This is a genomic window from Thalassotalea agarivorans, assembly GCF_030295955.1.
GTDB classification, from domain to species: Bacteria; Pseudomonadota; Gammaproteobacteria; order Enterobacterales; family Alteromonadaceae; genus Thalassotalea_D; species Thalassotalea_D agarivorans.
The window spans coordinates 552108-576597 of sequence record NZ_AP027363.1 but is presented as its reverse complement, the minus strand read 5'-3'; the positions used below and the strand labels follow the sequence as shown (position 1 = coordinate 576597).

Below are 24490 nucleotides of genomic sequence, written 5' to 3'. Positions count from 1 at the left end.
GCAGCTACTCAGTTAAGCCAAATGTTTCTGCTTCTTTGTCATCCGAATATTTCGACATTATCTCTTTGATTTGCGGCATACATGCTAAAAACTCTGGCACTAGTGCAGGATCAAAGTGCTGCCCAGCTTCTTCTTTAAAAAGCGCTTCTACTTTTTCAATCGGCCAAGCTTCTTTATAAGGCCGCACCGACGTTAAAGCATCAAATACATCTGCCAAAGCAACTATCCTGGCACTTAATGGAATATCCTCGCCGCTCAAGCCATGCGGATAACCTTTACCATTCCATTTTTCATGATGATACAAAGCTACCTCTCGCGCTAGTGACAGTAATTCTGAATCGTCAGTTCCTAAAATATCGGCGCCATACTGGACATGCTTTTGCATGATCACCCATTCTTCATCGTTTAACTTCCCGGGCTTAAGTAATACCGCATCGGGTATACCTATTTTGCCTATATCGTGCATCGGGGCGGCGTTAAACAATAATTCTGTCCAACTATCATCACAGCCAATTTTTTGCGCCAAGAACTTTGAATAGTAAGACATGCGAATAACGTGCATGCCGGTTTCATTGTCTTTGTATTCTGCCGCTCGGCCAAGTCGTTTAATAATTTCAGCGCGCGTATGTTCAATTTGTTCTGTGCGCTCTTTAACTTGGTCTTCTAAGGCTCTTTGCTGATCGTACAAAGCTAAATGTGTTTTGATACGAGCTAACACAATCGGCATGCTAACCGGTTTTGTGATGTAATCGACAGCCCCTAATTCAAAGCCTTGTTTTTCATCTTCAATTTCAGTTTTTGCGGTGACAAATATTACCGGAATATGGCGTGTTACAGGGTTGGCTTTTAGTTCCTTACATACCTGATAACCATCGATTTCGGGCATCATGATATCAAGTAGAATTAAATCTGGTTTGGCTTTTGATGAGGCTATTTTTAATGCTAATTTGCCATTGATTGCCGCTTTAACCTTATAATAAGGCCTCAATATACCGGTAAGAACGTCAATATTATCTGGATTATCGTCTACAACAAGAATGGTTTGTAGTTCACTCAATGTATCTTCCTCACGCCTCAATTAATGCTAAAAATTGTTCTTTTTCTATAGGCTTGAGCAGTACTCCTTGCTCGGGTGGTGTCCCTTCAGGCAGCGGACTACCTGTTGCATAGATTATAGTCGTTTTATCGCCATCTGGTAGCGCGCGAATGTGTGCTACGGTTTCAATGCCAGACTGCTCGGGCATTTGCACGTCCATTAAGATGACATCAGGCATCGCTTTAGCGCATATTTTTTCAGCTAACATACCTGACTTTGCAGCTTTTAACTTATATTGAGCTGGCATCAACTGCTTCACAATATCGATGTTACTAGGTTCGTCATCAACGATTAACAGCACCTTAGCTTGCTCTGGCATATACCCTCTTTCACTCTTGTAGCGATAAGTTAACTGTATTTAATATGAGCAAAAATCGCGCAAGGTGCAATAAAAAAGGCGCCTATTGGCGCCTTTTTTAAACATTTTCTGCTTAAGCAGCTTTGCGTTCGTTAAGGATGTAACCTTTACCCCAAACTGTTTCAATTTGAGTTTCACGCATCCCTTCGCTTGATAACTTGTCACGCAGCTTAGAGATACGCACATCTATGGTACGTTCTAAACCATTGTACTCGCGACCTAGCAATAAGCTATAGATACGGTCTCGTGTTAACACCTTACCCACATTGCTGGTTAAAAGCAGCAATAACTTAAATTCAAAATCACTTAATCGAATGCTATTGCCATTCACTTTACATTCATGTGCTAGCGGATAAAGCACGATATCACCAACTTCAACCTTGTAGTTAGATTGATTTTGATTCTGTGCATTATAGCGTTTAGCCAATGCTTCCAAGTGCGCTTTGATAATTGCTGGCGATACTGGTTTTACCAAGTAATCGTCTGCACCTGCTTCAAAAGCAGCGATATGCTCAGCTTCCGACTTGTCGTCGCTCAGCACCATAATTGGGCCATGGAAAAAGCTTCTTAATGATGCACATAGCTCTAACGTGCTCATGTCTGATAAGTTCATTGACATAACCACCAAATCAGGCTGATGTTTCATCATGGCAAGCTTTGCTTGCTCTCCTTGCTGCGTTTGATAAACGATATAGCCTGCTTTTTCTAAAGAAGACTTTAGCAACGAAGCGATCATACGGTCGTGCTCGATAAGCAAAACTGAATGAACAGCGTTAACTGCTTGACGCGTGTTCTGTTCTTGAATCATAAAAACCTCACAACCAAAAAGTGTAAGGCAATTGTAAAAGTTAATAGATTTTACATCTGTTAAGGAGTGTTATATTTTGCGGTTAATTTGTAACCACGTGCGCGTTTATATACAAATACAAACGCGCCAGAGAATGGTCTATAGGCGAGGGTCTGTATCGGATACAAACGCTTCTGATAGGCTCGATTGATAAAACTTTTGTAAATGCTCAAATGTTTGCCATTTGTAGAGCTCTCTAAACAACGACCAGTCAAGCAAGGTATACAGGCAAATTGCAGGATAGTCCCAATTGTCAAATTTACCTTCAGCGCAGGCTTTATCTAATGCAGCAAAAAGTTGCGGTAGCCTTTCTTGTTGGCGTTGGAATATCATCACATCTGACTCAACGTCATAACCAGAACGCTTACCATATATCAACACGATAAGAGAATCGATAGTAGCGTCAACTAACGTTAGTAAATTCTCCTGCGGCCAACTCAGCGGCGCTATGGCAAACTTTTCACCTAAATAACGATAAATAACGCGAGAATCGTACAACGTAAGATCTTCATCTTTGAGTACAGGTATTTTATTGGCCGGGTTGTTTTGCTTCAATACTTCAATGTCTTGTTGGTCACCATAAATGTCTAGATTGACAAACTTATAATCGAATTGACCTAGCAGAATACGAATACGTCTTACATAAGGAGACGGTCCTGATCCAATTAGGGTTAACATCGTTACTTCCTCGTATCAGTTGTAAAAAAGGCGAGCATTTTGCTCGCCTTAGTTTTAAAACATATCGTCTTCAATATCAAACAATGTTTCTGCGCCTGCATCAATTGTCGCAATAAGTGCGTGCCTTCTTGGCAATAACTTCTGGAAGAAATAGCGCGCCGTTTTTAACTTCGATTGATGAAACGCTGGATCTTGTTCCATATTCGTTGTTGACACTTCTGCCATTTTTAACCAAATAAATGCCATAGCGGTGTAGCCAAATAAATGCAGATAATCATTCGCTGCACTGCCTAACTCCTCAGCGTTGTCTGCAGCTCTTAGCAACAAGTTCTTAGTCACTGTATCTAAGTCTGTTAGCGCTTGACGTAAATCTGCAACAAACTCGGTTAGTGATGGATCACTAACACTATCAACATAGGCATTGGCATCTTTTAACCACAAGTCCATTAATGCCCCTTTAGAGCCGGCGACTTTTCGTGCCAATAAGTCCATGGCTTGGATACCGTTGGTGCCTTCATAGATTTGCGCAATACGACAATCACGTACCAATTGTTCTTGTCCCCATTCTCGAATAAAGCCGTGGCCACCAAATACTTGTTGGCCAGCTACCGTAGATTCGAAACCAACATCAGTGAAAAACGCTTTAGCTAGCGGTGTCATCAATGCCGCTAGGGCATCACCTTTTTCTCTCTCAGCGCCTGATGCAAACGTGGCATAATCAAGCTGCAATGAGATATATGTCGATAAAGCGCGCGAACCTTCGTTAAATGCTTTCATATTAAGTAGCATGCGTCGCACGTCGCCATGCACCATGATAGAGTCTGCGGCTGCGTCTGGTGATTTCACGCCGCTTAAAGAACGCCCTTGAATACGATCTTTAGCGTACTCTAACGCGTTCTGGTATGAACGCTCTGCCGCACCGATACCTTGGATACCCACACCAATACGTTCGAAGTTCATCATGGTGAACATGCACGCTAGGCCCTTGTTAATTTCACCAACAAGATAGCCTTTAGCACCATCAAAGTTCATGACACACGTCGCTGATGCATGGATCCCCATTTTATGCTCTATCGCACCACATGAAACCTGGTTTGCTTCGCCTAGTGAACCATCATCATTTACATGAATTTTAGGCACCAAAAACAAAGAAATACCACGAGAACCTGCTGGAGCGTCGGGTAGTTTTGCAAGTACAAGGTGAATGATATTTTCTGACATATCATGTTCACCTGCCGTGATAAATATTTTATTACCCGTTACTAAATAGCTGCCATCTTCTTGAGGGACCGCCTTCGTACGGATCATGCCTAGGTCACTACCGGCGTGTGCTTCGGTTAAACACATTGAACCCGTCCATGTACCTGCGTACATATTGGGTAAGTATTTTTCTTTTAACGCGTCACTGCCGTGTTTTGCAATCGATAACGCCGCTCCTGCCGTTAAGCCCGGATAAAGTGAAAATGAGATATCCGCAGCGCAGAACATTTCTTCATGCAAGGCAGTAATGACTTTGGGCATACCCATACCGCCATATTCAGGGTCGCCACCTAGGGCTGACCAACCGCCTTCTGTATACGCTTGAAATGCCTCTTTAAACCCTGGCGCTGTCGTGACTTTACCTTGATCATAGGTAACACCGATTTCATCTGCTTCTCGGGAGATTGGTGCAACTTCATTTTCAGCTAACTTAGCACACTCTTCTAATATTGCTTGTGCTGTATCTTTATCAACAGCTTCAGCCAATGCTTCGCTGCCCTGCCACATGCTATCAACGCCTAACACATCGAATAGCACATAGTTCATATCTTTTAACGGAACGCGATACTCTGCCATCACTTTGCTCCAAATCTAAACAATCAATTAAAACGCTTGTTTGAATATACCTGATATCCGTTTATAAAGTAAAGTTTGTCGCGCTTGATAAAGCAAAAAAAAAAGCGACCAATGGTCGCTTTCTTTTCTCTAAAACCATAGCTAACTAGTTAACTCATTGATGTGCCAACAAACTTAAAATAACCGACTTCAACTGTTCAGCATCTATCGGTTTCGATATGTGATAGTTCATTCCAGCGGCTAGACTTTGATTTTTATCTTCGTCGCTGACATGGGCTGTCATCGCTATTATCGGCAGTTGCGTCAACGACAGTTCTTTTCTAATGATTCTTGACGCAGTGAGCCCATCCATTTCAGGCATTTGAATATCCATTAACACTACGTCAAAACTTTGCTGTTTAAGTACGTCAACTGCGCGCGCGCCATGTTCTGCAATAGTTACTTGTGCGCCCATATGATTAAGTAGTTCTTTCGCCACCATTTGATTAACAATGTTATCTTCGACTAAAAGAACAGATAGCCCTGAAAGAGGTTCTGCAGATACATCAACAACCTGTTCGCTGGTTGTTTGCTCGACTTGAGCGACGACAGACTGAAGTTTTTGTGCGACCGATAATATGCTACCGCGATACATTGGTGCATCAAGCATAATATAATCCAAGCCACTTTCATCTAATACTTGAATAAACTCACTGGTGAGCAAGTGTAACCTTGGCTGATAAAGAGCAAGTACCACAGGCACGTCGATAAACTGTTTACAAAATGCTTGCTGCTCTTCAAGTGATAGCTGGATAAATGCGGTTTCATCAAGCAACACTACGGTAAGTTGTTCAAATGCAGGCATACAAACGATATCGGCAATTTCTGCGCCGCGATACTGCCATCCTGTCGCTTCAATAAGTGCAACGAAACTTTCACCGCAATTAAAGCCGTAGTCATAGAAAACGACATTTTTAGGTAATTGAATATTGCGATCAGCGGCGTGCCTTAAGGTAATATCAAATAGAAATGAGGTGCCCTCACCTAGCGCACTTTCTATAGTTAATTCACCACCAAAGGCATTAACAATTTGTTTGCAGATAGCGAGCCCTAAACCAGAACCGCCATATTTTCGCGTCATGGACTCATCTGCCTGCCTAAAGACATCAAACAAATGTGCCTGGTGTTTGGCATCGATACCGATACCAGTATCTTTTACCTCAAATCGAATATGCGTATTGTCAGCATTCTTTGAAAGAGTGGTTAAAGACAGTCGAACATACCCTTGTGCTGTAAACTTTACTGCATTGTGAATAAGATTACTCATCACTTGCACTAAACGGTCGCCGTCGGTATTAACTTCTATCGGGATATCCTTGTCTATCTCAACCTGTACATCTAACCCCTTTTCCTTCGCTTCCTGCATCGTAAACTTGAGCGTCTTGTCAATGAGTTCATCAACAACACAAGGGGCTGCCTGAAGCGTCATTTTACCTGCTTCCATCTTGGTAAAATCGAGCAATTCATCTATCAGATGTAACAACGACCCCGACGCTGTCATCGCATGATGCAGATAATGACGTTGCGCTGCATTTAGATCCGTTTTTTCCAACAGCGACATCATCCCTTGGGTCGCATTAATTGGCGTGCGTATCTCATGACTCATTTTTGCTAGGAACTGACTTTTCGCCATGTTGGCTACTTCGGCTTGCTCTTTAGCAACTTTGAGTTCCGCTATTTTGTCGTCAACAAGATTATCTAATTGCGCATTTTGATCTTGCAGTTGATGCATTAAACTTTTGTTCTGGCTAAAGATATCTTCTACGACAGTAAACCAGTGTCGCCAGCCCTTGGGGGCTTTTATCTTGCCAAAATCACCTTGTGCACAGTTCTCGATATGACCAATAAAATCACGCGTTGGCTTGATAAATGTTCTGCGCGTTAAGCTCATACTCAATAAAAAGAAAATTGAAAGCGCTGCAAATAATAATAAAAACTGAAATACGTAGCGATTGAAAACGGGTCGTTTAAACGCTGGCAAATAGTCTATTTTCAACAACATAAAACCATTGGCATCGAGTACACTTTTGCTTATACGGTAATTCTTTTCTTTAAGTTGGGGTTGCTGCAAGTCGATAACCTGCTGTTGACTTCGCTTCAACACCGTAGGCACTACTTGTTGCCAATCGAACACTGAACGCAATAATCCTTGTGGTGATTTTTCACTATTAAAAGCAACCACTTGGCCACGCCTATCAATCAAAAGGATTGTCTGTTGAGCATATTGAATTTTAGGTAAGTTTTGTTGCACTTTATCCAGTGAAAGATCAAACAAAAACACGCCTGGTTTATGCTCACCGTATGGCACCTTAATAGCGAGTGAAACATTGAGCCCAGTGCCACCAGCATCAACATAAGGGGGCGACCAATAAACCTCTTCCGGCAAAGCTTGTGCATTTACTATCGTTGGATCGTTTAACAAATGATCTTGGTACTTCCAACTTTCATGATCCAGCCAAGGATAGAGCCCAACGAATCTGCGCGGTGAAAAATAGTAGAACCAAGTGACGATGGGTAGCGTTTCATTAACCGCCAGCAAGGTAGGCGCGAGACTAGCAACCGTCGATATTTCGCTCTTAGTGGCTTGATCAAGGGCATCAATTTGTCCACTGCCGGTAATATTGCCGATAAATCGCACGCCCGGTTTAGTTTGCGACATTTTAGGGACATCTATGTAGTAATCTTCGCCGTTTTGAATCAGATCTGGAAATTGTGGGGCAACTATCTGCGGGTGACTTAAATTGTACTTGGCATAGGTTTGCAATCCACGCAACGCACTGACTGCAGAGGCAAAATCTTCATTAAGCTCTTGCGCTTCAATATCGAGCTGTACCAACGCTTGCTCATTAATATTGTCTAGCTCTCTATAATAACCATATACCGAAACAGATACCGCGATAATGGCAATAAAGCAAAACCACAAAAAAATAGACGCCCTATATCGGGAGAACGCCTCTTTCTTAAACCCTGAATAATCGACCATAATATTGTTCTATGAATAAAAAAGTCCGGCTGTTGCCGGACCTTTTTGCATAAGCACAAGGCTTACAAGTTTTCTTCTGCGAAAGAAGCAAGGTTACTTCGGACAACACCATTTAAGTTGATGGTACTACTACCAGGAAAATCTTTAAAGCGTTCAACGATATAAGTTAATCCTGAAGTCAGCGCAGTAAGGTAGTTACTATCTATTTGCGCAAGGTTACCCGAGACCACCAATTTAGTGCCTTCACCACAGCGCGTAATAATGGTTTTAAGCTGTGATGCGGTTAAATTCTGGCACTCATCTAGCAATACAAAAGCATTTTGAATACTTCGCCCTCGCATAAAGTTGACCGATTTAAACTGAATATTCGCCTTCTCCATGATGTAGTTCATGCTTGAACTCATGTTTTCATCCTGTTTATGCAACACTTCCAGTGAATCAGTGATTGCGGCTAACCAAGGCGCCATCTTTTCTTCTTCCGTGCCTGGTAAAAAGCCTATTGATTCAGCTATTTCTGGCGTAGAGCGTGTGACAATCACCTTATCGTATAGTCCCCTTTCAACCACTTGCTCTAAGGCAGAAGCCAAAGCCAGTAGGGTTTTACCGCAGCCCGCCGGACCGGTTAAAATGACTAGATCAATACTAGGGTCAAGTAGCGCATCTAATGCCATGCCTTGATAGATATTCTTGGGATGAATACCCCAAGCATTTTTGCCCATAAGGCGTTCATAACCTAAATCTAATACCGCTAATTTTTCGTCGTCATAATTCACCACTTTGCCAGCAAATTCATTAGTTTGATCGACCAAATACTCATTGATATAGGTTTGTGGCAAGATATCACGACTGACATAATGTGTTGTATTTCGACCCTCAGTTTCACTTTCGCAATCTTTCACTTGCTGCCAAAATTCACCTTCAAAGCGATAATACCCTTTCGTTAAAAACTGAATGTCATCAATCAGTTGGTCAGTTCTGTAATCTTCAACATGCGCGAGTCCCGCCCCTTTCGCTTTCAGACGCATGTTAATATCTTTGGTTACCAACACTACTTTATGTGGTTGTTTTTGTTCTTGAATATGGAGCGCACACGCAATAATGCGATTATCATTTTCATTAAAGGTTAATGTCGATGCGGTACTATCCAAGGTATAGTCATTAAATATTGATAAATGCCCGGTGGCTTGCTCTGACGAATTTTCAGGCAACTTAACGCCAGCTAAAACCTCCTCTGGTGTGGCATCTTGTAGGGTATCTTCTAATGCGCGTATCGCTACTCTCGCGTCGCGACTGACATCTTTTTTGCGATCTTTTATTGAATCCAGTTCTTCGAGAACTGTCATGGGTACGACGACGTCGTGTTCTTTGAATGATAAAAATGCGAAGGGTTCGTGCAGTAATATATTGGTGTCTAATATATAGGTGATTTTTTCTTCCGCCATAGACGCACTCCTTAAGAAGTCATTACTTAACAGGTACAGTAACCGGCGGTTGCAGGCTAGAGGTACCTGCGCGAATTAAAACTGAGTGAACAAATAATTCTCCTTTGATGATCATTATTATTTTTCTCTCACCTCCACTTTGACATTATGCGACAGAACTAGCAAGTGACTTTTTTTAATTTATCTTGTAGTGACAAAAACTACATCAAAGATGATTTTTTAAGCGCCTGATTTTATGCATTTTTAATTGGGTTAAAGGAATGAATTTAATGTGTAAAAAAATACAGGTTACTATCACAATAAGTGTCGATTTCATGCGCTTAGATAGCGACTACAAGCGCCAAAGAAAACTAAATCTCCATGTCGATTGAGCTTAACTATAATAAGGAGTATCATAGCGCGCTTTTTTTAGATGCGGAGTATATTAATGGCGTTTCAAGTCGGGCAAAGGTGGATAAGTGACAGCGAATCTGATCAAGGATTAGGTACTGTTACGGCGGTAGAAGGCCGTTTTGTTTCTATTGTATTCACAGCCACTGGCGACATGCGACAGTATGCCATTAAAGAAGCACCATTAACCCGCGTTGTTTTCGCAAAAGATGATCTTGTACCGAGCCATGAAGGTTGGTTGTTACGTGTGGAGCAAGTCATCGAAAGTAACGGTGTCTTTACCTATGAAGGAAAGCGTGTCGATACACAAGAACACGTTGCTTTAAAAGAAGTGATGATTGATCACTTCATTAAATTTAACAAGCCACAAGATAGATTGCTTAATGGTCAAGTCGATCGACTCGATTGGTTTCGCCTGCGCAAAGCTAGCCTTGCACACCAATATCAGCAGCAAAAATCTCACCTAACAGGATTATCCGGTGGGCGTGTTAGTTTAATACCGCATCAACTCTATATCGCCGACGAAGTTGGTAGCCGATTTGCGCCTCGCGTTTTGCTTGCAGATGAGGTTGGCTTAGGTAAAACCATTGAAGCGGGTTTGATCATTCATCAACAACTTGTCACTGGCCGAGCCCAACGTGTTTTGGTCATAGTACCAGACTCGTTAACGCACCAATGGCTCGTTGAAATGCTGCGTAGATTCAATCTTGCATTTAGTATTTTTGATGAGTCTCGTTGCCAAGAGAGCGATCAAGAAAATCCATTCAGCGAAGAACAACTCGTACTGGTTAATTTAGACTTCATCGCTAACAACGCCCAGTGGTATGAATCCATTATTGCCGAACAGTGGGATTTAATGGTGGTTGATGAGGCGCATCATCTTGCTTGGCAACCAGAAGCGGCAAGCATCGAATATTTGTGTATTGAGCAATTAGCGCAGACAATTCCTGGGGTTTTATTGCTTACAGCTACACCAGATCAGTTAGGTCACCAAGGTCACTTTGCTCGACTTAAGTTACTTGACCCTGATCGTTTTTATGACTACCCAACCTTTGTAGAAGAAGAGAGCCATTACGCTGAAGTTGCGGCAGTTGCCAATGCGGTGTTGGCTCGACAATCGCTAAATGAAGCGCAATCAAACTTATTAACCAACTTGTTATCAGCTAAGGACTGTGAGCTTTACGCAGCCTCATTAATAGCTGATGAAGCAACGCAACTCGATGCACAAAACAAAATTTTAGATCAATTGTTAGATAGGCATGGTACCGGCCGTATACTGTTTCGTAACAGCAGAAACACCATCAAAGGCTTTCCAAAACGCCTTTTACATGCAACCTCATTAGCGATGCCAGAACAGTATCAAGAGTCGATCAATAACTTGTTTGCAGACAAAGCACAGGACGAATTTGTTGCAAGCAAACGTTTTGGATTGCTACATACGCCTGAGAGCCTGTACGATCTTGAAAGTGCCAATGCAGACTGGACCAAAATAGACCCGCGCGTTAACTATCTCATCGAGTTACTGCAGCAATTAGATAAAGAAAAGCTGCTAGTTATCTGCGCGCACGCACAAACCGCAATCGCATTAGAAGAAGCATTGCGCGTTAAAGAAGGTATTAGAAGTGCTGTTTTTCATGAAGGTTTAAGTATTTTTGAACGTGACAAAGCAGCGGCTTATTTTGCGCAAGAAGAAGACAGTGCCCAAGTATTGCTGTGCTCTGAAATAGGTAGTGAAGGACGAAATTTCCAGTTTGCGCATCACATGGTGCTGTTTGACTTACCTACAAACCCTGATTTGTTGGAACAACGTATTGGCCGTTTAGATCGTATCGGGCAAAAGCAAACCATCAATATCCATGTGCCTTACTTTGAACACAGCAGTCAGGCGCTTTTATTTAATTGGTACCAACAATCGTTGCAAGCGTTTGAGCATACATGTATCACTGGCAGGACCGTTTATGAAAAGTATCATAAACAGTTTACGGAATTAGTCGTCAACCAAGATTTTGATGGTCAAGCCGCTCAAAGCTTTATTGAGCAATGCCATCAGTATCATTTAACCATTAAAAAAGATCTTGAATCAGGCAGAGATAAACTGTTGGAATTAAATTCTTCTGGCCGAGGCAAAGCACAAGCATTGGTTGAAGAAATAGCTACGATAGACAACGATACTGCCCTGCCAACTTTCATGTTCCAAGTATTTGATGTCTTTGGTGTTGGTCAAGATGACAAATCTGACAATGCCATCGCGCTGCAACCAACAGAACATATGTTGTCGGCACAGTTTCCTTGTTTGCCTGAAGATGGCACTACAGTCACCTTTAGCCGAGACACTGCACTAGCATGTGAAGACTATCAATTGCTAACTTGGGACCACCCAATGGTCACAGGCGCAATGGATCTCGTGTTAAGTGATGACGTAGGAAATGCCTCAATAGGTCTACTTAAAAACCCAGCGCTTCCAGCGGGCACCTTTTTTATCGAATGTATATTTACCTTAGGGGCAACAGCGCCTGCTGCATTGCAACTTGGCAGATATTTACCAACAACACCTATTCGCGTGTTGGTGGATAAAAGCGGCAATAATTTAGCAGATAAGGTACCTGAATCGGTACTTGATAAGCAGCTGACACCAGTCAAAAAACAAGTAGCGTTGCAGTTAGTTAAAGCGTTAAAAGCCGCGGTTATACCATTAGTGACCAAAGCTGAGGCACATGCTGAAGCAATGACAGGTGAGATAAAAGCAACGGCTCAACAGGCAATGGAAGAAGCATTGTCTCAGGAAGTATCGCGATTAAAAGCCTTAGCGGAAATCAATCCTAGTGTAAGACAAGAAGAAATTGATTTTATAGAACAAAAACAAGCGTCATTGGTTCACTATATAGCTAAAAGTCAGTTAAACTTTGAAGCCATTCGATTGATTGTCGTCACTGAGTAGCATTGTGCCAGCAAATCCAGATTTTGTTTATCAACCACCACAATCCCCGTATCTCGATATCATCTATCGCGATCAAGATATGGTGGTGCTAAACAAGCCTTCAGGCCTGCTTTCGGTGCCAGGAAGGTTACCTGAGCACCAAGATTGTTTAGAAAACAGAGTAAAGCGCGTATTGCCTAGCGCGACTATTGTTCATCGGCTTGATATGGCAACCTCTGGCATTATTGTAATGGCACTTAACAAAGCGGCACATGTCGCTATTAGCCGGCAGTTTGAAAAGCGTATTACAGAAAAGTACTACATTGCGCGCGTTTTTGGTCACCTTAACAATGAACAAGGCGAGGTTGATTTGCCATTAATATGCGATTGGCCCAATAGGCCGAAGCAAATGGTAGACCATGAACGTGGTAAAAAGGCCAAAACGCAGTATCAGGTGTTAACAAAAGAAACGCATTTGACGTCGCCAACAACCTTAGTAAAGCTCAAACCTATTACCGGCCGCTCACACCAACTGCGAGTACATATGCTCGAGCTCGGACACGTGATTATTGGTGACCGGCTTTACGCCTGTCCACAAGCAAAACAACTTTCCGACAGACTACAATTGCATGCTAAAAGCTTGTGCTTGTATCAACCCACATCCAATGAATGGTTGACGTTTGAGGCAGATTTACCGTTTTAGATCAGCGCTAACTAATTCGTAAGCAGCTTGAATATCTTGTGTTTTTTGCTTCGCAACTTCGATCATTTCTTCCGGTAGCCCTTTGGCTATCAGCTTGTCTGGATGATGTTGCGACATCAATTTCCGATAGGCACGTTTAATTGATTTTTCGTCACTGCCACGCGTTACACCGAGTAGCTTATAAGCGTTTTCGATTTGGTTGGGTGAGCTCGCTTGCGCGCCTTTAGCACCCCCTTGCTGGTGAAACTTAGCGCCTGCAATAATCATTTCAAGCAGACGATCTAGTTCATGAGACGAAAATCCAAGTTGCCCAGCGATACTATGCAATGCTTGACGTTCACTAGTATCAAGGTCGCCATCTGCAAAGGCCACTTGAATTTGAATTTCCATAAACAGCAGCAGTAAATCATGTCTGTTTCCGACAGTTCGCTTAAGCTCTGCGAGCTTTTCACGTAGTGGAAATCCCGGCATTTTTCCCTCGCGAAAGGCGTCCTGGGCTTCACGTCGTTGATCGGCATTTAAGTGAAGCCTATCCATGTACGCACTCGCAAACGCTATTTCACGTTCACTGACGCGTCCATTAGCTTTGGCGATATACCCCATGGTAGCGAATGCAGTATAAAAGAATATTTGTTGTCTAACTTTTTCTTGTTCGCTGTAAAGGTTGTTAAAGTCGAGGCCAAGTCCTTTGTCAAAACGATGACCAATCCATGCGCCAATAAAACCAACAAAAATATTACCTTTACTGATCAATAACCCAAAAAAGAAACCTAATACTTTTCCTGCAATTTGCATTTAATTCCCATGTAGCATTTGTTTTGCCGCGAATGAGGGGTAAATGCGGCTTACATTCTCAAATTTCAAGTGATTAGCTGAGCGTAGATGATTATTTACACTTTTTAACCACTCAAGGTGTTGTATTTTATCTGTTTAAACTGCGCTAAACAGTTAATTATTTGCGCAGTTTGATATAAAATACTCAAAATATGCCCAAATTCAAATTAATATACCATAGTTGCGGTAGAATCCGTTGGGTTACAACAGAAACCAATTTACATTGAGTTATTAATGTCCAAAACAATAAAAACGCTGGTGCTATTTACCTCTATGTCGCTTCCCTACAGCGTTTTCGGCGAAGAAGTTATCGACTCTGAATCGATAGTAAAGTTTTGCCCTGTGCCGCAATATCCTAATTTGGCAGAAGGCGAAACCTTGCCAAGTGGCAAGTCTTATCGTATCAAAGCGCAAAACCAAAATATGCAATCTGGCAAGATTGGCGAATTCACTGGTGGCGTTTATTTATATACCAAAGATCAAACCATCAAAGCGGACGCAGTGACCATAGATCGTGACAAGTCTGAAGTTATCGCGACCGGCAACATTCATTACCAAAATCAAGGCATAAATATTTTTGCTGAGCAACTCGCAGCGCGCAATGGCGGCGAAGAAACAGAGCTGCTTGGCACAAATTATCAGTTAACGGGTATTGCAGGGCATGGTGGTGCCGACCAAATTATCGTCACGCAAAGCGGTACGCTAAATTTAAATGAATCTTCATTTACCACCTGTTATGGTGAAACGCCGGTATGGGAATTAAAAGCATCGGAAATCCAGCTTTCGTCCGACGAAACCTTTGGTAAAGCATATCACGCTAAATTCAATTTAATGGGCGTGCCAGTCATGTACTTGCCCTATTACTCATTTCCGATAACAGACGATCGTCAAACCGGCCTACTTTACCCTAAGTTTAAATCGTCGTCGTTGTCTGGTATTGAAGTTGAGGCGCCATTTTACTGGAATATCGCACCTAATATGGACGCCACCATTACGCCGCATTACATGTCCAAACGAGGTCTTAGGTTAATTACAGAGTTTAGATATCTACTCGAACAACATGTTGGACAAGTCGACCTAGAATATTTGAATGAAGACAAAAAGTATTTAAATGACGACCCTCGTTACCTTGCCCGATGGCAACATACCGGTAACTTTGGCGAAAATTATCGCGCATACGTCGACGTAACCACCATTAGTGACGACAACTACCTTGTTGATATCGGCAGTAAACAATATAGCGACAATGATCCGTACATGTATCAAATTGGTGAGTTAGCTTATTTTTCTGATAACTGGTCGATGGGTATTCGCGCACAAGATTTCCAAGTTCTAGGTAACTACGAGCCGAACTACAAGTTACTGCCGCAGATTGATTTTAACTTTTATCAAGAGTTAGGGTTTATGCCTGGCACCTTTGAATTGTTCACTGAAGCCAGTCAATTTGTCACTAATAACTTAAATCTGCCGGAAGCAGAGCGAGTGCATATTGAAGCAGGCTTTAACTTTCCTTACGTGACCCCTGCTTGGTTTTTAAACTCAGAATTTAAAGTACTACAAACCAATTATCGCCAGACTAACATTGATTTGCTGCCAGAATTAGAGTCTTCAGTGTCAAGAACACTGCCTAAAATAAGGCTACACAGTGGTGTCAATTTTGACCGAAGCACGGCATTGATTGGCGATGGTTATACGCAAACATTAGAACCGCAAGTACAGTATTTATACATTCCTTATGAAGACCAAAGTACGATTGGCTTGTACGATACTACGCAATTACAAGATGATTATAATGGTCTATTTAGAGATACTCGATACAGTGGTTTAGACAGAATAGCAGAAGCAAATCAGGTTTCTTGGGGTGTTACCAGTCGAATTCTCGATCAAAGTAACCAAGAACTGTTCCACTTAAGCTTAGGTCAAATCGTTTATCTTGATGATATTTTTGTTGACCCAACCAGCAACCAACCGATTTCTGTTAGTGAATCTGCCATCGCTAGTGATTTATTTTTGCGACTTGGAGAAAACTGGCAATTTTCAAGCGATATCCAATATGACACGGCACTTGGTGAAACCAATAAAAGTCAGTTTAGTGTCGACTATCGATTCAACAAAAATAGTATAATTCAATTGAACCATCGCTATGCTCGCAATGTCTCACTAAACGTACTGGAGCAAGCGTCATTATTGACCAGCTTCCCAATCACGAAAGATTGGACGTTTGTCGGGCGATATACGCGCGATTTGCAGCTTAAACGCAGTATTGAAGGATATGCGGGTTTGCAATATGACAGCTGTTGTTGGTCTGTTCGTGTTGCTTATCATCGTCATATCATTGCTAAATTTGATGATAATACAACTGTAGATCAAAATGCCGGTGAATTTGACACCGGATTCATGATACAGTTTGACATTAAAGCTCAAGATATTACCGAAATGTTTGATGAAAGTATTTTTGGCTACAAGCGCCCATACTTCCTCAACAATTAACAGCAGTATTTATTATGAAAAAGTCACTAAAGCTTATTACCCTAGCGACCACCCTATATGTGTCGCTATTGTCTCTAGCACAAGCGAAATTAGAAGAAATTGATCGTGTTGCCGCTATAGTAAATTCAGGCGTAGTACTAGAATCTGAAGTACAAGATCTAGTCAACAACATTAAACTACAAGCCCAAAAAGACAACCAAGCATTGCCTTCTGATCGTGTTCTTAGAACACAGGTTGTTGATAAACTCATTAACGATAGTCTAATGACTCAATTAGGCGAGCGTATGGGTGTTAAAGTGAGTGATGCACAGCTTGATGAAACCTTGACTAACATGGCAAGAGAATCAGGTATGACACTTGAGCAAATGCAAGTATCAATCAACGACAGCGGCGCAAATTACGAAACTTACCGAGAAAGTGTGCGCACCGAGCTTATTGCCGGTGAGGTTCGCCGCGCAAGTGTAAGACGTCGCATTTATATTAGCCCACAAGAAGTAGATAACTTGATTGAGGCGATGAAAGAGCAAAGCGCCAATAGTGAAGAATATCGTTTAGGTCATATTTTGATTGAGTTCCCAGCAAAAGCGACGCAAGAAGATATGAACAATGCCAAAGTGCGTGCTGACAAGACAATTGAGCTACTTAACAAAGGTAGTGATTTCGCAAAAATAGCAATCACAGCATCAAGTGACGCTAATGCCCTAAACGGTGGTGATATGGGCTGGAAGGCAATCACTGAACTTCCGTCTTTGTTTTCAGAAGTAATAGAAGGTAAAGACAAAGGTGAAATTATTGGACCAATCCGTACAGGTTTGGGTTATAGCATTATCAAAATCTTAGACATCCGGGGTCGTCAAATCACGGAAATTGAAGAAGTAGATTCTCGCCATATTTTAATTAAACCTTCGATTATTCTCAGCGAAGCCAAAGCAGAACAAACGTTGATCGATATACGCGAAAAAATCGTATCAGGTGAAGCAACCTTTGGTGAAATGGCAAAAGAACACTCTGAAGGCCCGACAGGCGTTAAAGGTGGTGAGCTAGGTTGGGCAGAGCCGAGCAACTATGATCCAGCATTTTCTGAAGCCCTAGCAAAATTGCAAATTGGAGAAGTATCACAACCGTTTCGTTCTTCATTTGGTTGGCATATTGCAGAGCTTACAGGCCGCCGCAACATAGATGCTACCACGCAAATGAATACTAACCGCGCTTATCAAATGATTTTCAATCGTAAGTTTGGTATTGAAAGCGCACGCTGGTTAAAAGAAACGCGTGATGAAGCTTATATTGAAATTTATGATGTGGAAGAATAATTAACCCGTTATGACAAAAAAAATTGCTATAACGCCAGGTGAACCGGCTGGCATAGGGCCCGATTTAGCCCTTGCTATCGCACAACAAAGTTGGAGTGAACAGCTCATCATTGTTGCGTCAAAAACGATGATGGCAGAACGCGCCAAGCTGCTGAATATAGATATTACCATCGAAGAATACGATGCAGCTGCAGCACCTGCGCCACAGCAAGCTGGCCAAATAACAGTGCTAGATATTCCATTAGACGATGATGTTGTTGCCGGTGAATTAAATCCGAATAATGGTAACTATGTTGTTGAAACACTGCGCGTGGCTAGTGAAAAGAATATGTCTGGTGAATTTGACGCAGTTGTTACAGGTCCTGTACATAAAGGTCTAATTAATCAAGCAGGTATTGCCTTTAGTGGTCACACTGAGTTTTTTGCGTTGCAGGCAAACCTAAGTGATGTCGTGATGATGCTTGCCACCGAAGGATTGCGCGTAGCGCTTGTGACCACACATATTCCTCTTGCCTATGTTTCTCGCGCTATTACTGAAGAACGTTTGCTCAAAGTAAGTCGGATTCTTCATGACGACCTTAAACAAAAATTTGGTATCGAGCAGCCTCGTATTTTTGCTTGTGGTATCAATCCTCATGCAGGTGAAGGTGGCCATTTAGGACGAGAAGAAATCGAAGTGATGGAACCTGCGTTTGATATCTTGCGCAATGAAGGCATAGATATCGTCGGCCCTTTACCGGCAGATACCATATTCCAAGAAAAATATTTGCAACAAGCAGATGCTATTTTAACCATGTACCATGATCAAGGTTTACCCGTGCTAAAATATAAAGGGTTTGGCAACTCTGTGAATATCACTTTGGGGTTACCTTTTATTAGAACATCTGTAGATCATGGCACGGCTATTGAACTGGCCGGTACTGGAGAAGCAGATACAGGGAGTTTTGTCGAAGCTATCTCGACCGCGATAGAACTTGCGAATAACCAGTCTTAGAGAGACGAATGAATAAAAAAACTCATTTAGGCCATCAAGCAAAAAAGCGTTTTGGTCAAAACTTCCTGCATAATGACGCTATTATTAGCCAAATCGTGGACGCGATTAACCCAGAGCCTGGCGAAAACCTAGTAGAAATTGGTCCAGGTTTAGGTGCTTTGACCGAACCAGTTGTAGAGCGCGCCGGCAACATTTCCGTTGTAGAGTTAGATAGAGATTTAGCCCATCGTTTGCGCCATCACCCGTTTTTAGCGCCTCATTTGACTATTCACGAGATCGACGCGCTTAAATTCGATTTTGCTTCACTAGCCGATGAAATGCCATTACGCATTTTTGGTAATTTGCCGTATAACATCTCAACACCGCTGATTTTTCATTTGCTTAGTTTTAAAGACAAAGTGCAAGATATGCACTTTATGTTGCAAAAAGAAGTTGTAGAGCGCATGGCCGCCGGACCTAATAGCAAAGCTTATGGTCGACTTTCGATCATGACGCAGTATCAATGTAAAGTGATACCAGTTATGGAAATTGGTCCAGAGGCATTTACGCCACCACCGAAAGTAGATTCGGCGATTGTACGATTGATACCACACGGAGAAATCCCTTACCCTGCTAAAAACTTAGCTACGTTGAATCAAGTGTGTTTATCTGCATTTAATCAGCGTCGCAAAACCTTACGCAATAGTTTTAAAAAGCTATTAACTGCAGAGGAAATCATTGAATGTGGTGTTGATCCAACCTTGCGCCCTGAAAACGTAACGATTAAACAATACGTTGATTTAGCTAATTTTTTGGATAGTAAGAAGGATATCGACGGTGAATAATCTAAGTAGTCAACAAAGCCATGGTATCGAAGTCAGTGTTGTCAGTGACTTTATCGCTGGGCAAAGCGTTGTTGAAGACAATCATTACGTCTATAGCTACACTATTACCATCAAAAGCCATCGCGATGATGTTGTGCAGCTGATCAATAGAAGTTGGTTAATTACTGATGCCGATGGTAAAACAAGTACCGTTCAAGGCGAAGGTGTAGTTGGCGAACAACCTCACTTAACCATTTCAAAACCGTTTACTTACACCAGTGGTTGTATTTTAAAAACGCCACTTGGCACGATGCAAGGCTTCTACGAAATGAAAACAGAAGCAGGCGAAATGCTGAAAGTAGATATACCCGTCTTCAGGCTGGCTGTACCTAACATATTAAACTAAGCATATGGCGATATACCTTGTTGGCGATATTCAGGGATGTGATAGCGAACTTAAGGCGCTACTTAAGCAAGTTGACTTTTCATTAGACAAAGACACACTGTGGCCAGTGGGTGATGTGATAGCTCGCGGACCAGATTCTAAAAAGACCCTCAAATTTCTCTATAGCATCAAAGATAACGTGCGTATGGTATTGGGGAATCATGATCTTCATTTCCTTGCGATATGTGCAGGCATCAAAAAAGCCAAAACCTCAGATTTACTCGACAAGCTTATCGCAAGCAAACATGTCGACAGTTATGCTAACTGGCTCGCAGAGCAACCTCTGCTAAGGCAGATTGGAGATCAGCAAGCTTATGTTTCACATGCCGGCTTATCGCCGCAGTGGTCTGTTGAACAAGCCGTCAAAGCAGCAAGAAAAGCAGAAAAGAAATTAGCCAGCTCAAATGTTCAGCAATGGCTTGCTGACATGTATGGCGAGAAACCAGATGATTGGCATCAAGCCACATCAAAGTTAGACAAATTTCGCTATACCATCAATGCATTTACTCGCATGCGCTATTGTTATTTAGATGGCAGGCTTGAGTTTAATTGTAAAACCTCCCCACAATCGGCACCAACTAACATTAAGCCCTGGTATACGATGCAACCTGAGCTTAAAGACACATCATGGGTCATTGGGCATTGGGCAGCATTAATGGGGAAAACCAATACTTCTAACTTACATGCATTAGATACTGGCTGTGTATGGGGTGGTCATATGACCCTGTTGCGGTGGGATGACAAAGCGGTATTTATTGAACCAGCACATAGTTAATTTAACAATAAAAAAAAAGGCCACCCGGGAGTAAGGTGGCCTTTTACCTTCGTTTTACATGCTCTTCAAACTACATCAGAGAATAGTTAGAAACTATAGCGTGCTTCAAAACTAACATATCTAGCGCCTAAGCGACCTGTTGTCATACCCCAATTAGGGTTAACTTCAATGCCGTTTGCGCCGTCACGTGCATGGGTGTTTTGAACTGTTGTTTGCGTGTCAAAGTTAAACACGTTGTATACCGTCGCTTTCAGCATTAAATTGCCGCCAGCTAGGTCTGTTTCATACATCGCACTTAAATCAAGATCTTTGATCCAATCTGTGGTGCCAAAATAGCCACGTGGTGCTGGGTTACCTGAGGCATCATAAAATGAAACGTGATCATAGTAAGCACCATTACATTCTTCCCAAGGAGAACCAGCTGCACAGCTGTCTACGCCATAAGGGTGGCGAGCGAATTTACTGATTGGTGCACCAGAGGTAATGCGTGCGTTAAAACCTACACTGAATGCTTCTGTGAAGTAGTATGAACCATTAAACTTAATTGAATGGCGACGGTCATTTGGTAGATTACCATTTGAGTTGTCCATCAATTCAGCATAGTCGTACGACGTTGTCCAACCTGGATCTGCTTGACCATTATCTGTTCGAACTAAGCCTTCCGTGTTACCCCAGCTATGCGACCATGTATACGAAGCGCTGTAGTAGAAGGTATCTCCGACGTTACCTGCTAGCGTATTTTCAATAGCACCATATTTACGCTCAGGCGGCGGCAGTTGAATATAGTCTGCTGGTATAAACACTCGTTCAACGGTGCCATCACCATCAAAGTCGTAAGAAATATCTAGATCAGAACCTGGATTGTTTAGTATGTATGCGTAGCTTGGTGCACCTGTCATACCATTTTCATCAAAGTATTTTCTGATCACTGGCGCGTAATCTGTATCTTCGATAGAGCGTTTCAAGTCACGGTAGATACCACGAATACCATAAACCAGTTCACCATCTAAAAATTCAGCTTGATAGCCAATGGTAAATTCATCTGAGTACATAGATTCCATGTCTTGGCTAGCAATTAAGCTTGGCTCACTGATACCTTCTTGCACAACATCTTCAGTAATGAAGGCTCCTGTATTCGGCGCGCCATCTGCGTCTAGAACGACTTGACCGGTAGCATCAAGTTGCCCCAATTCATAGTAACGTCTAACATCACGGCGAGCACCACCTTGCGTGATGTTCATATTGGCAGAAACTGGCTGAAAATAGCGGCCGTAAGTCGCGTAAACTTTCGATGTACCGTCGCCCGTTAAATCATAAATAGCCTGAACGCGCGGTGCGATTTGTCCTTTTACGTCAACATATTTGCGGCCATCAGACACTGTGTTGTATACGTTCGAGTAACGTAAACCTAGGTTAAGAACCAATTGATCGGTAACGGTCCAAGTATCTTGAACATAGAATGCTAGAGAGTTAACTTCTGAGTCTGTAAAGTCAGTACGAATTCGCTGGCGAATAAATGGATCGCTGTTGCCTGTTGGGCTGCCATCGTAGCCATTCCATACATCCCACCAACCCGCTCTGTCGCCTACACCGTTGGGTTTGTTTTGATAATCAACCTGGATATTGGTGTAATCAAAACCGATTTTTAAATCGTGATCACCAATCATCCAACTTAAGTCTGCACGCAGTTGATCACGGATAAATTCACTTTCGGTAATTGACGATGCTGTTTCTTGGGATATTTTTTCCCAGCCATTACCTAAGATCTGTGACCATACCAATGGATCCGAACTTGTGACGGAATTATAGGTCTTGTCCGTTGTTCGACCGGCAACGACTTCAATAGAGATATCATCTGTTAATACCCCAGAATAAGTTAAACCAAAGATATCGCCACCTGTGCGAGATTTGAATTCACTTAGCTCGTCACCAACCTGTTGTGTTTCCCAGTCGTTGTCGTAGGTTTTACCTTCGCCTTTATTAGTAAAACCAATAGCCGTCGCTGTAATTGAGTGATTGTCGGTAATGTACCAATCTAACGTACCTAAATAGCGATCAGAAACGTTTTCACCAATATCAATGGTGTATCTGCCAGCAGCATCATATTTATTTTTTTGCGGTGCATACATAGCATAGAAGAACAGTTTGTCTTCAATGATTGCGCCGCTTGCCCAGATAGAAAGACGTGTAAAGGTATTTTCATCTTGTTCACTGTTACTGAAATACTCGCCTTCATTGGTTAATAAATTATCATGGTGAGAACGCGTTGCCTCAGGGTCAATACGACCATATGCTCCAAATTCAAATTCATTTGAACCAGATTTAGAGACCGCGTTAACAATGCCGCCTAAAGCACCGCCAAATTCTGGCGCGATACCACCGGTCATGACTTCAGTTTGTGCAACCGCTTCCCATGGCAGGTTTATTGAACCAATACCCGTTTTAATATAGGTAATATTTATACCGTTTAAGTAATACGCATTTTCTGCAGAAGAGCCACCACCAATACTGGCTGTGCCGAATGTAGAGTTAGAATTTACACCTGGCGCAAGCAATGCTATTGCATCAAAGCCTGACTCTACCGGTAAACGATCTAAGTCAGCAGCTGTTACCACGATGCCGCCTGTAGAAGACTCCATATCAACACGCGCTATTTGAGAACCAATAACCGAAATACGCTCTACGTCGCTGCCTTCAGCAATTAACTGGCCATTAAATACAATAGAACTACCTAGTGTCACTTGCAGCGAACCTTCTTCTACTGTGTCATAACCTGGTTTAGCGATGGTTACTTTGTATTCACCAACTGGTAACTTACGTAACGTGTACTCACCTTTCTCATTTGTTGTGATAGTACGCGTGATGTTTTTACTTTTATGTGTCAACGTGATTGTCGCGCCTGCTGTCGCTTCATTTTGACCGTCAACAATGACACCTTTTACAACACCATTAAATGCGTCGGCAGCAATTGCCGCTGGTGCAGCAATTGTTAACGCAGCACTAACCGCTATCGCCGTTAACGCTTTTTTAGGCGTAAATCCCGTTTTAATTTTTGTGGACATTGTGAATTCCCTAGTTATTTTTTGTTATAAACATATATTGTATACAATATATGTAACCCGAGTATATTGTACATTTTTATAACAATCAACTCCTTGAATTTCACTAATGCAATAAAATGTTGCAGAAAATAAACCGCTATCCGCCTTTTACGCCTTTAAATTTCAGGTGATAAACGTTAAAGTGACGTTAACAAAATAATTGACGAAGGAAGTTAAAGTGGATCTAAACCAATGGGTTGATGAGCTATTTGAAGTCTTTGATCGGGATCAAGATGGTGTGATTAACCGCAGTGAATTTGTTGAGTTAATCGATGTGTTGTTACAAGAAAAAGGTATTCGTCGCTGTGAGAGTATCTTTCATCAATTTGACAAAAATCATGACAACAGTATTTCAAAAGACGAACTTAAAGAAATGGTTATAGACTTAGCTTTATAACCTGATACAAGAAAAGCCGCACTAATGGCGCAATTAGCGCGGCAAAATG

General features: G+C 42.1%; 18 protein-coding genes. 9 read left to right on the top strand and 9 right to left on the bottom strand.

The genetic code is table 11. The features are described 5' to 3' along the window. Positions 1–4: 4 nt before the first annotated feature. The 7 genes from QUD85_RS02665 to QUD85_RS02635 all read right to left on the bottom strand — a co-directional run bounded on the left by QUD85_RS02665 (position 5) and on the right by QUD85_RS02635 (position 9279). Complete coding sequence (locus tag QUD85_RS02665) at positions 5–1057, bottom strand: HD-GYP domain-containing protein (protein ID WP_093330264.1); 1053 nt, start codon at positions 1055–1057, stop codon at positions 5–7. A gap of 10 nt (positions 1058–1067) precedes the next feature. After that, positions 1068–1415 carry a response regulator gene (locus tag QUD85_RS02660; RefSeq protein ID WP_093330266.1) on the bottom strand — a complete coding sequence of 116 codons (348 nt, stop codon included), beginning with the start codon at positions 1413–1415 and terminating at the stop codon, positions 1068–1070. 112 nt (positions 1416–1527) lie between these two features. Beyond that, positions 1528–2262, bottom strand: coding sequence for a response regulator transcription factor (locus tag QUD85_RS02655; protein ID WP_093330269.1), 735 nt, complete (start codon positions 2260–2262; stop codon positions 1528–1530). Between the two features lie 138 nt (positions 2263–2400). Further along, positions 2401–2979 (bottom strand): glutathione S-transferase family protein, encoded by a 579-nt coding sequence (locus tag QUD85_RS02650; protein ID WP_093330271.1) that lies wholly within the window; start codon positions 2977–2979, stop codon positions 2401–2403. A 54-nt stretch (positions 2980–3033) separates the two neighbouring features. Continuing rightward, the gene (locus tag QUD85_RS02645; RefSeq protein ID WP_093330274.1) at positions 3034–4815 is read right to left on the bottom strand and encodes an acyl-CoA dehydrogenase C-terminal domain-containing protein; all 1782 of its coding nucleotides are present in this window, start codon (positions 4813–4815) and stop codon (positions 3034–3036) included. A 154-nt stretch (positions 4816–4969) separates the two neighbouring features. Next, on the bottom strand, positions 4970–7837 hold the full coding sequence (locus tag QUD85_RS02640; RefSeq protein WP_093330276.1) for an ATP-binding protein: 2868 nt from the start codon (positions 7835–7837) through the stop codon (positions 4970–4972). A 62-nt stretch (positions 7838–7899) separates the two neighbouring features. Next, entirely contained in the window at positions 7900–9279 is a 1380-nt protein-coding gene (locus QUD85_RS02635) for a PhoH family protein (protein WP_093330279.1), read from the bottom strand. Positions 9280–9706: 427 nt separating this feature from the next. Here QUD85_RS02635 and rapA point away from each other — a divergent pair, with 427 nt between their 5' ends. Then, a complete protein-coding gene (gene rapA / locus QUD85_RS02630) occupies positions 9707–12607 on the top strand; it encodes an RNA polymerase-associated protein RapA (RefSeq protein WP_093330281.1) in 2901 nt (966 codons plus the stop codon). 4 nt (positions 12608–12611) lie between these two features. Further along, positions 12612–13289 (top strand): pseudouridine synthase, encoded by a 678-nt coding sequence (locus QUD85_RS02625; RefSeq protein WP_245732120.1) that lies wholly within the window; start codon positions 12612–12614, stop codon positions 13287–13289. Here the strand turns inward: QUD85_RS02625 and djlA are convergent. After that, positions 13278–14084, bottom strand: a complete 807-nt coding sequence (gene djlA, locus QUD85_RS02620; protein WP_093330283.1) for a co-chaperone DjlA — start codon at positions 14082–14084, stop codon at positions 13278–13280. The two genes, QUD85_RS02625 and djlA, sit on opposite strands and share 12 nt — an antisense overlap. Positions 14085–14357: 273 nt before the next feature. Here djlA and lptD point away from each other — a divergent pair, with 273 nt between their 5' ends. The 6 genes from lptD to QUD85_RS02590 are packed head-to-tail and all read left to right on the top strand — an operon-like array spanning position 14358 to position 20943. Then, positions 14358–16613, top strand: coding sequence for an LPS assembly protein LptD (lptD, locus tag QUD85_RS02615; RefSeq protein ID WP_093330286.1), 2256 nt, complete (start codon positions 14358–14360; stop codon positions 16611–16613). 14 nt (positions 16614–16627) lie between these two features. Further along, positions 16628–17926 (top strand): peptidylprolyl isomerase SurA, encoded by a 1299-nt coding sequence (gene surA, locus QUD85_RS02610; RefSeq protein WP_093330288.1) that lies wholly within the window; start codon positions 16628–16630, stop codon positions 17924–17926. A 10-nt stretch (positions 17927–17936) separates the two neighbouring features. Then, positions 17937–18920: a 4-hydroxythreonine-4-phosphate dehydrogenase PdxA gene (pdxA, locus tag QUD85_RS02605; protein WP_093330291.1), complete on the top strand. Its 984-nt coding sequence runs from the start codon at positions 17937–17939 to the stop codon at positions 18918–18920. 8 nt (positions 18921–18928) lie between these two features. Further along, positions 18929–19744, top strand: coding sequence for a 16S rRNA (adenine(1518)-N(6)/adenine(1519)-N(6))-dimethyltransferase RsmA (rsmA, locus tag QUD85_RS02600; protein ID WP_093330294.1), 816 nt, complete (start codon positions 18929–18931; stop codon positions 19742–19744). Then, a complete protein-coding gene (apaG, locus tag QUD85_RS02595; protein WP_245732121.1) occupies positions 19737–20129 on the top strand; it encodes a Co2+/Mg2+ efflux protein ApaG in 393 nt (130 codons plus the stop codon). Before rsmA ends, apaG begins: the two co-directional genes overlap by 8 nt. 4 nt (positions 20130–20133) lie before the next feature. After that, a complete protein-coding gene (locus QUD85_RS02590; protein ID WP_093330301.1) occupies positions 20134–20943 on the top strand; it encodes a symmetrical bis(5'-nucleosyl)-tetraphosphatase in 810 nt (269 codons plus the stop codon). A gap of 86 nt (positions 20944–21029) precedes the next feature. On the opposite strand, the gene QUD85_RS02585 is transcribed toward QUD85_RS02590, so the two are convergent. Further along, entirely contained in the window at positions 21030–24005 is a 2976-nt protein-coding gene (locus QUD85_RS02585; RefSeq protein ID WP_093330303.1) for a TonB-dependent receptor, read from the bottom strand. Between the two features lie 217 nt (positions 24006–24222). Between QUD85_RS02585 and QUD85_RS02580 the strand changes: the two genes are divergently transcribed. Next, positions 24223–24441 carry an EF-hand domain-containing protein gene (locus tag QUD85_RS02580; protein ID WP_093330306.1) on the top strand — a complete coding sequence of 73 codons (219 nt, stop codon included), beginning with the start codon at positions 24223–24225 and terminating at the stop codon, positions 24439–24441. The last annotated feature ends 49 nt before the right edge of the window (positions 24442–24490 follow it).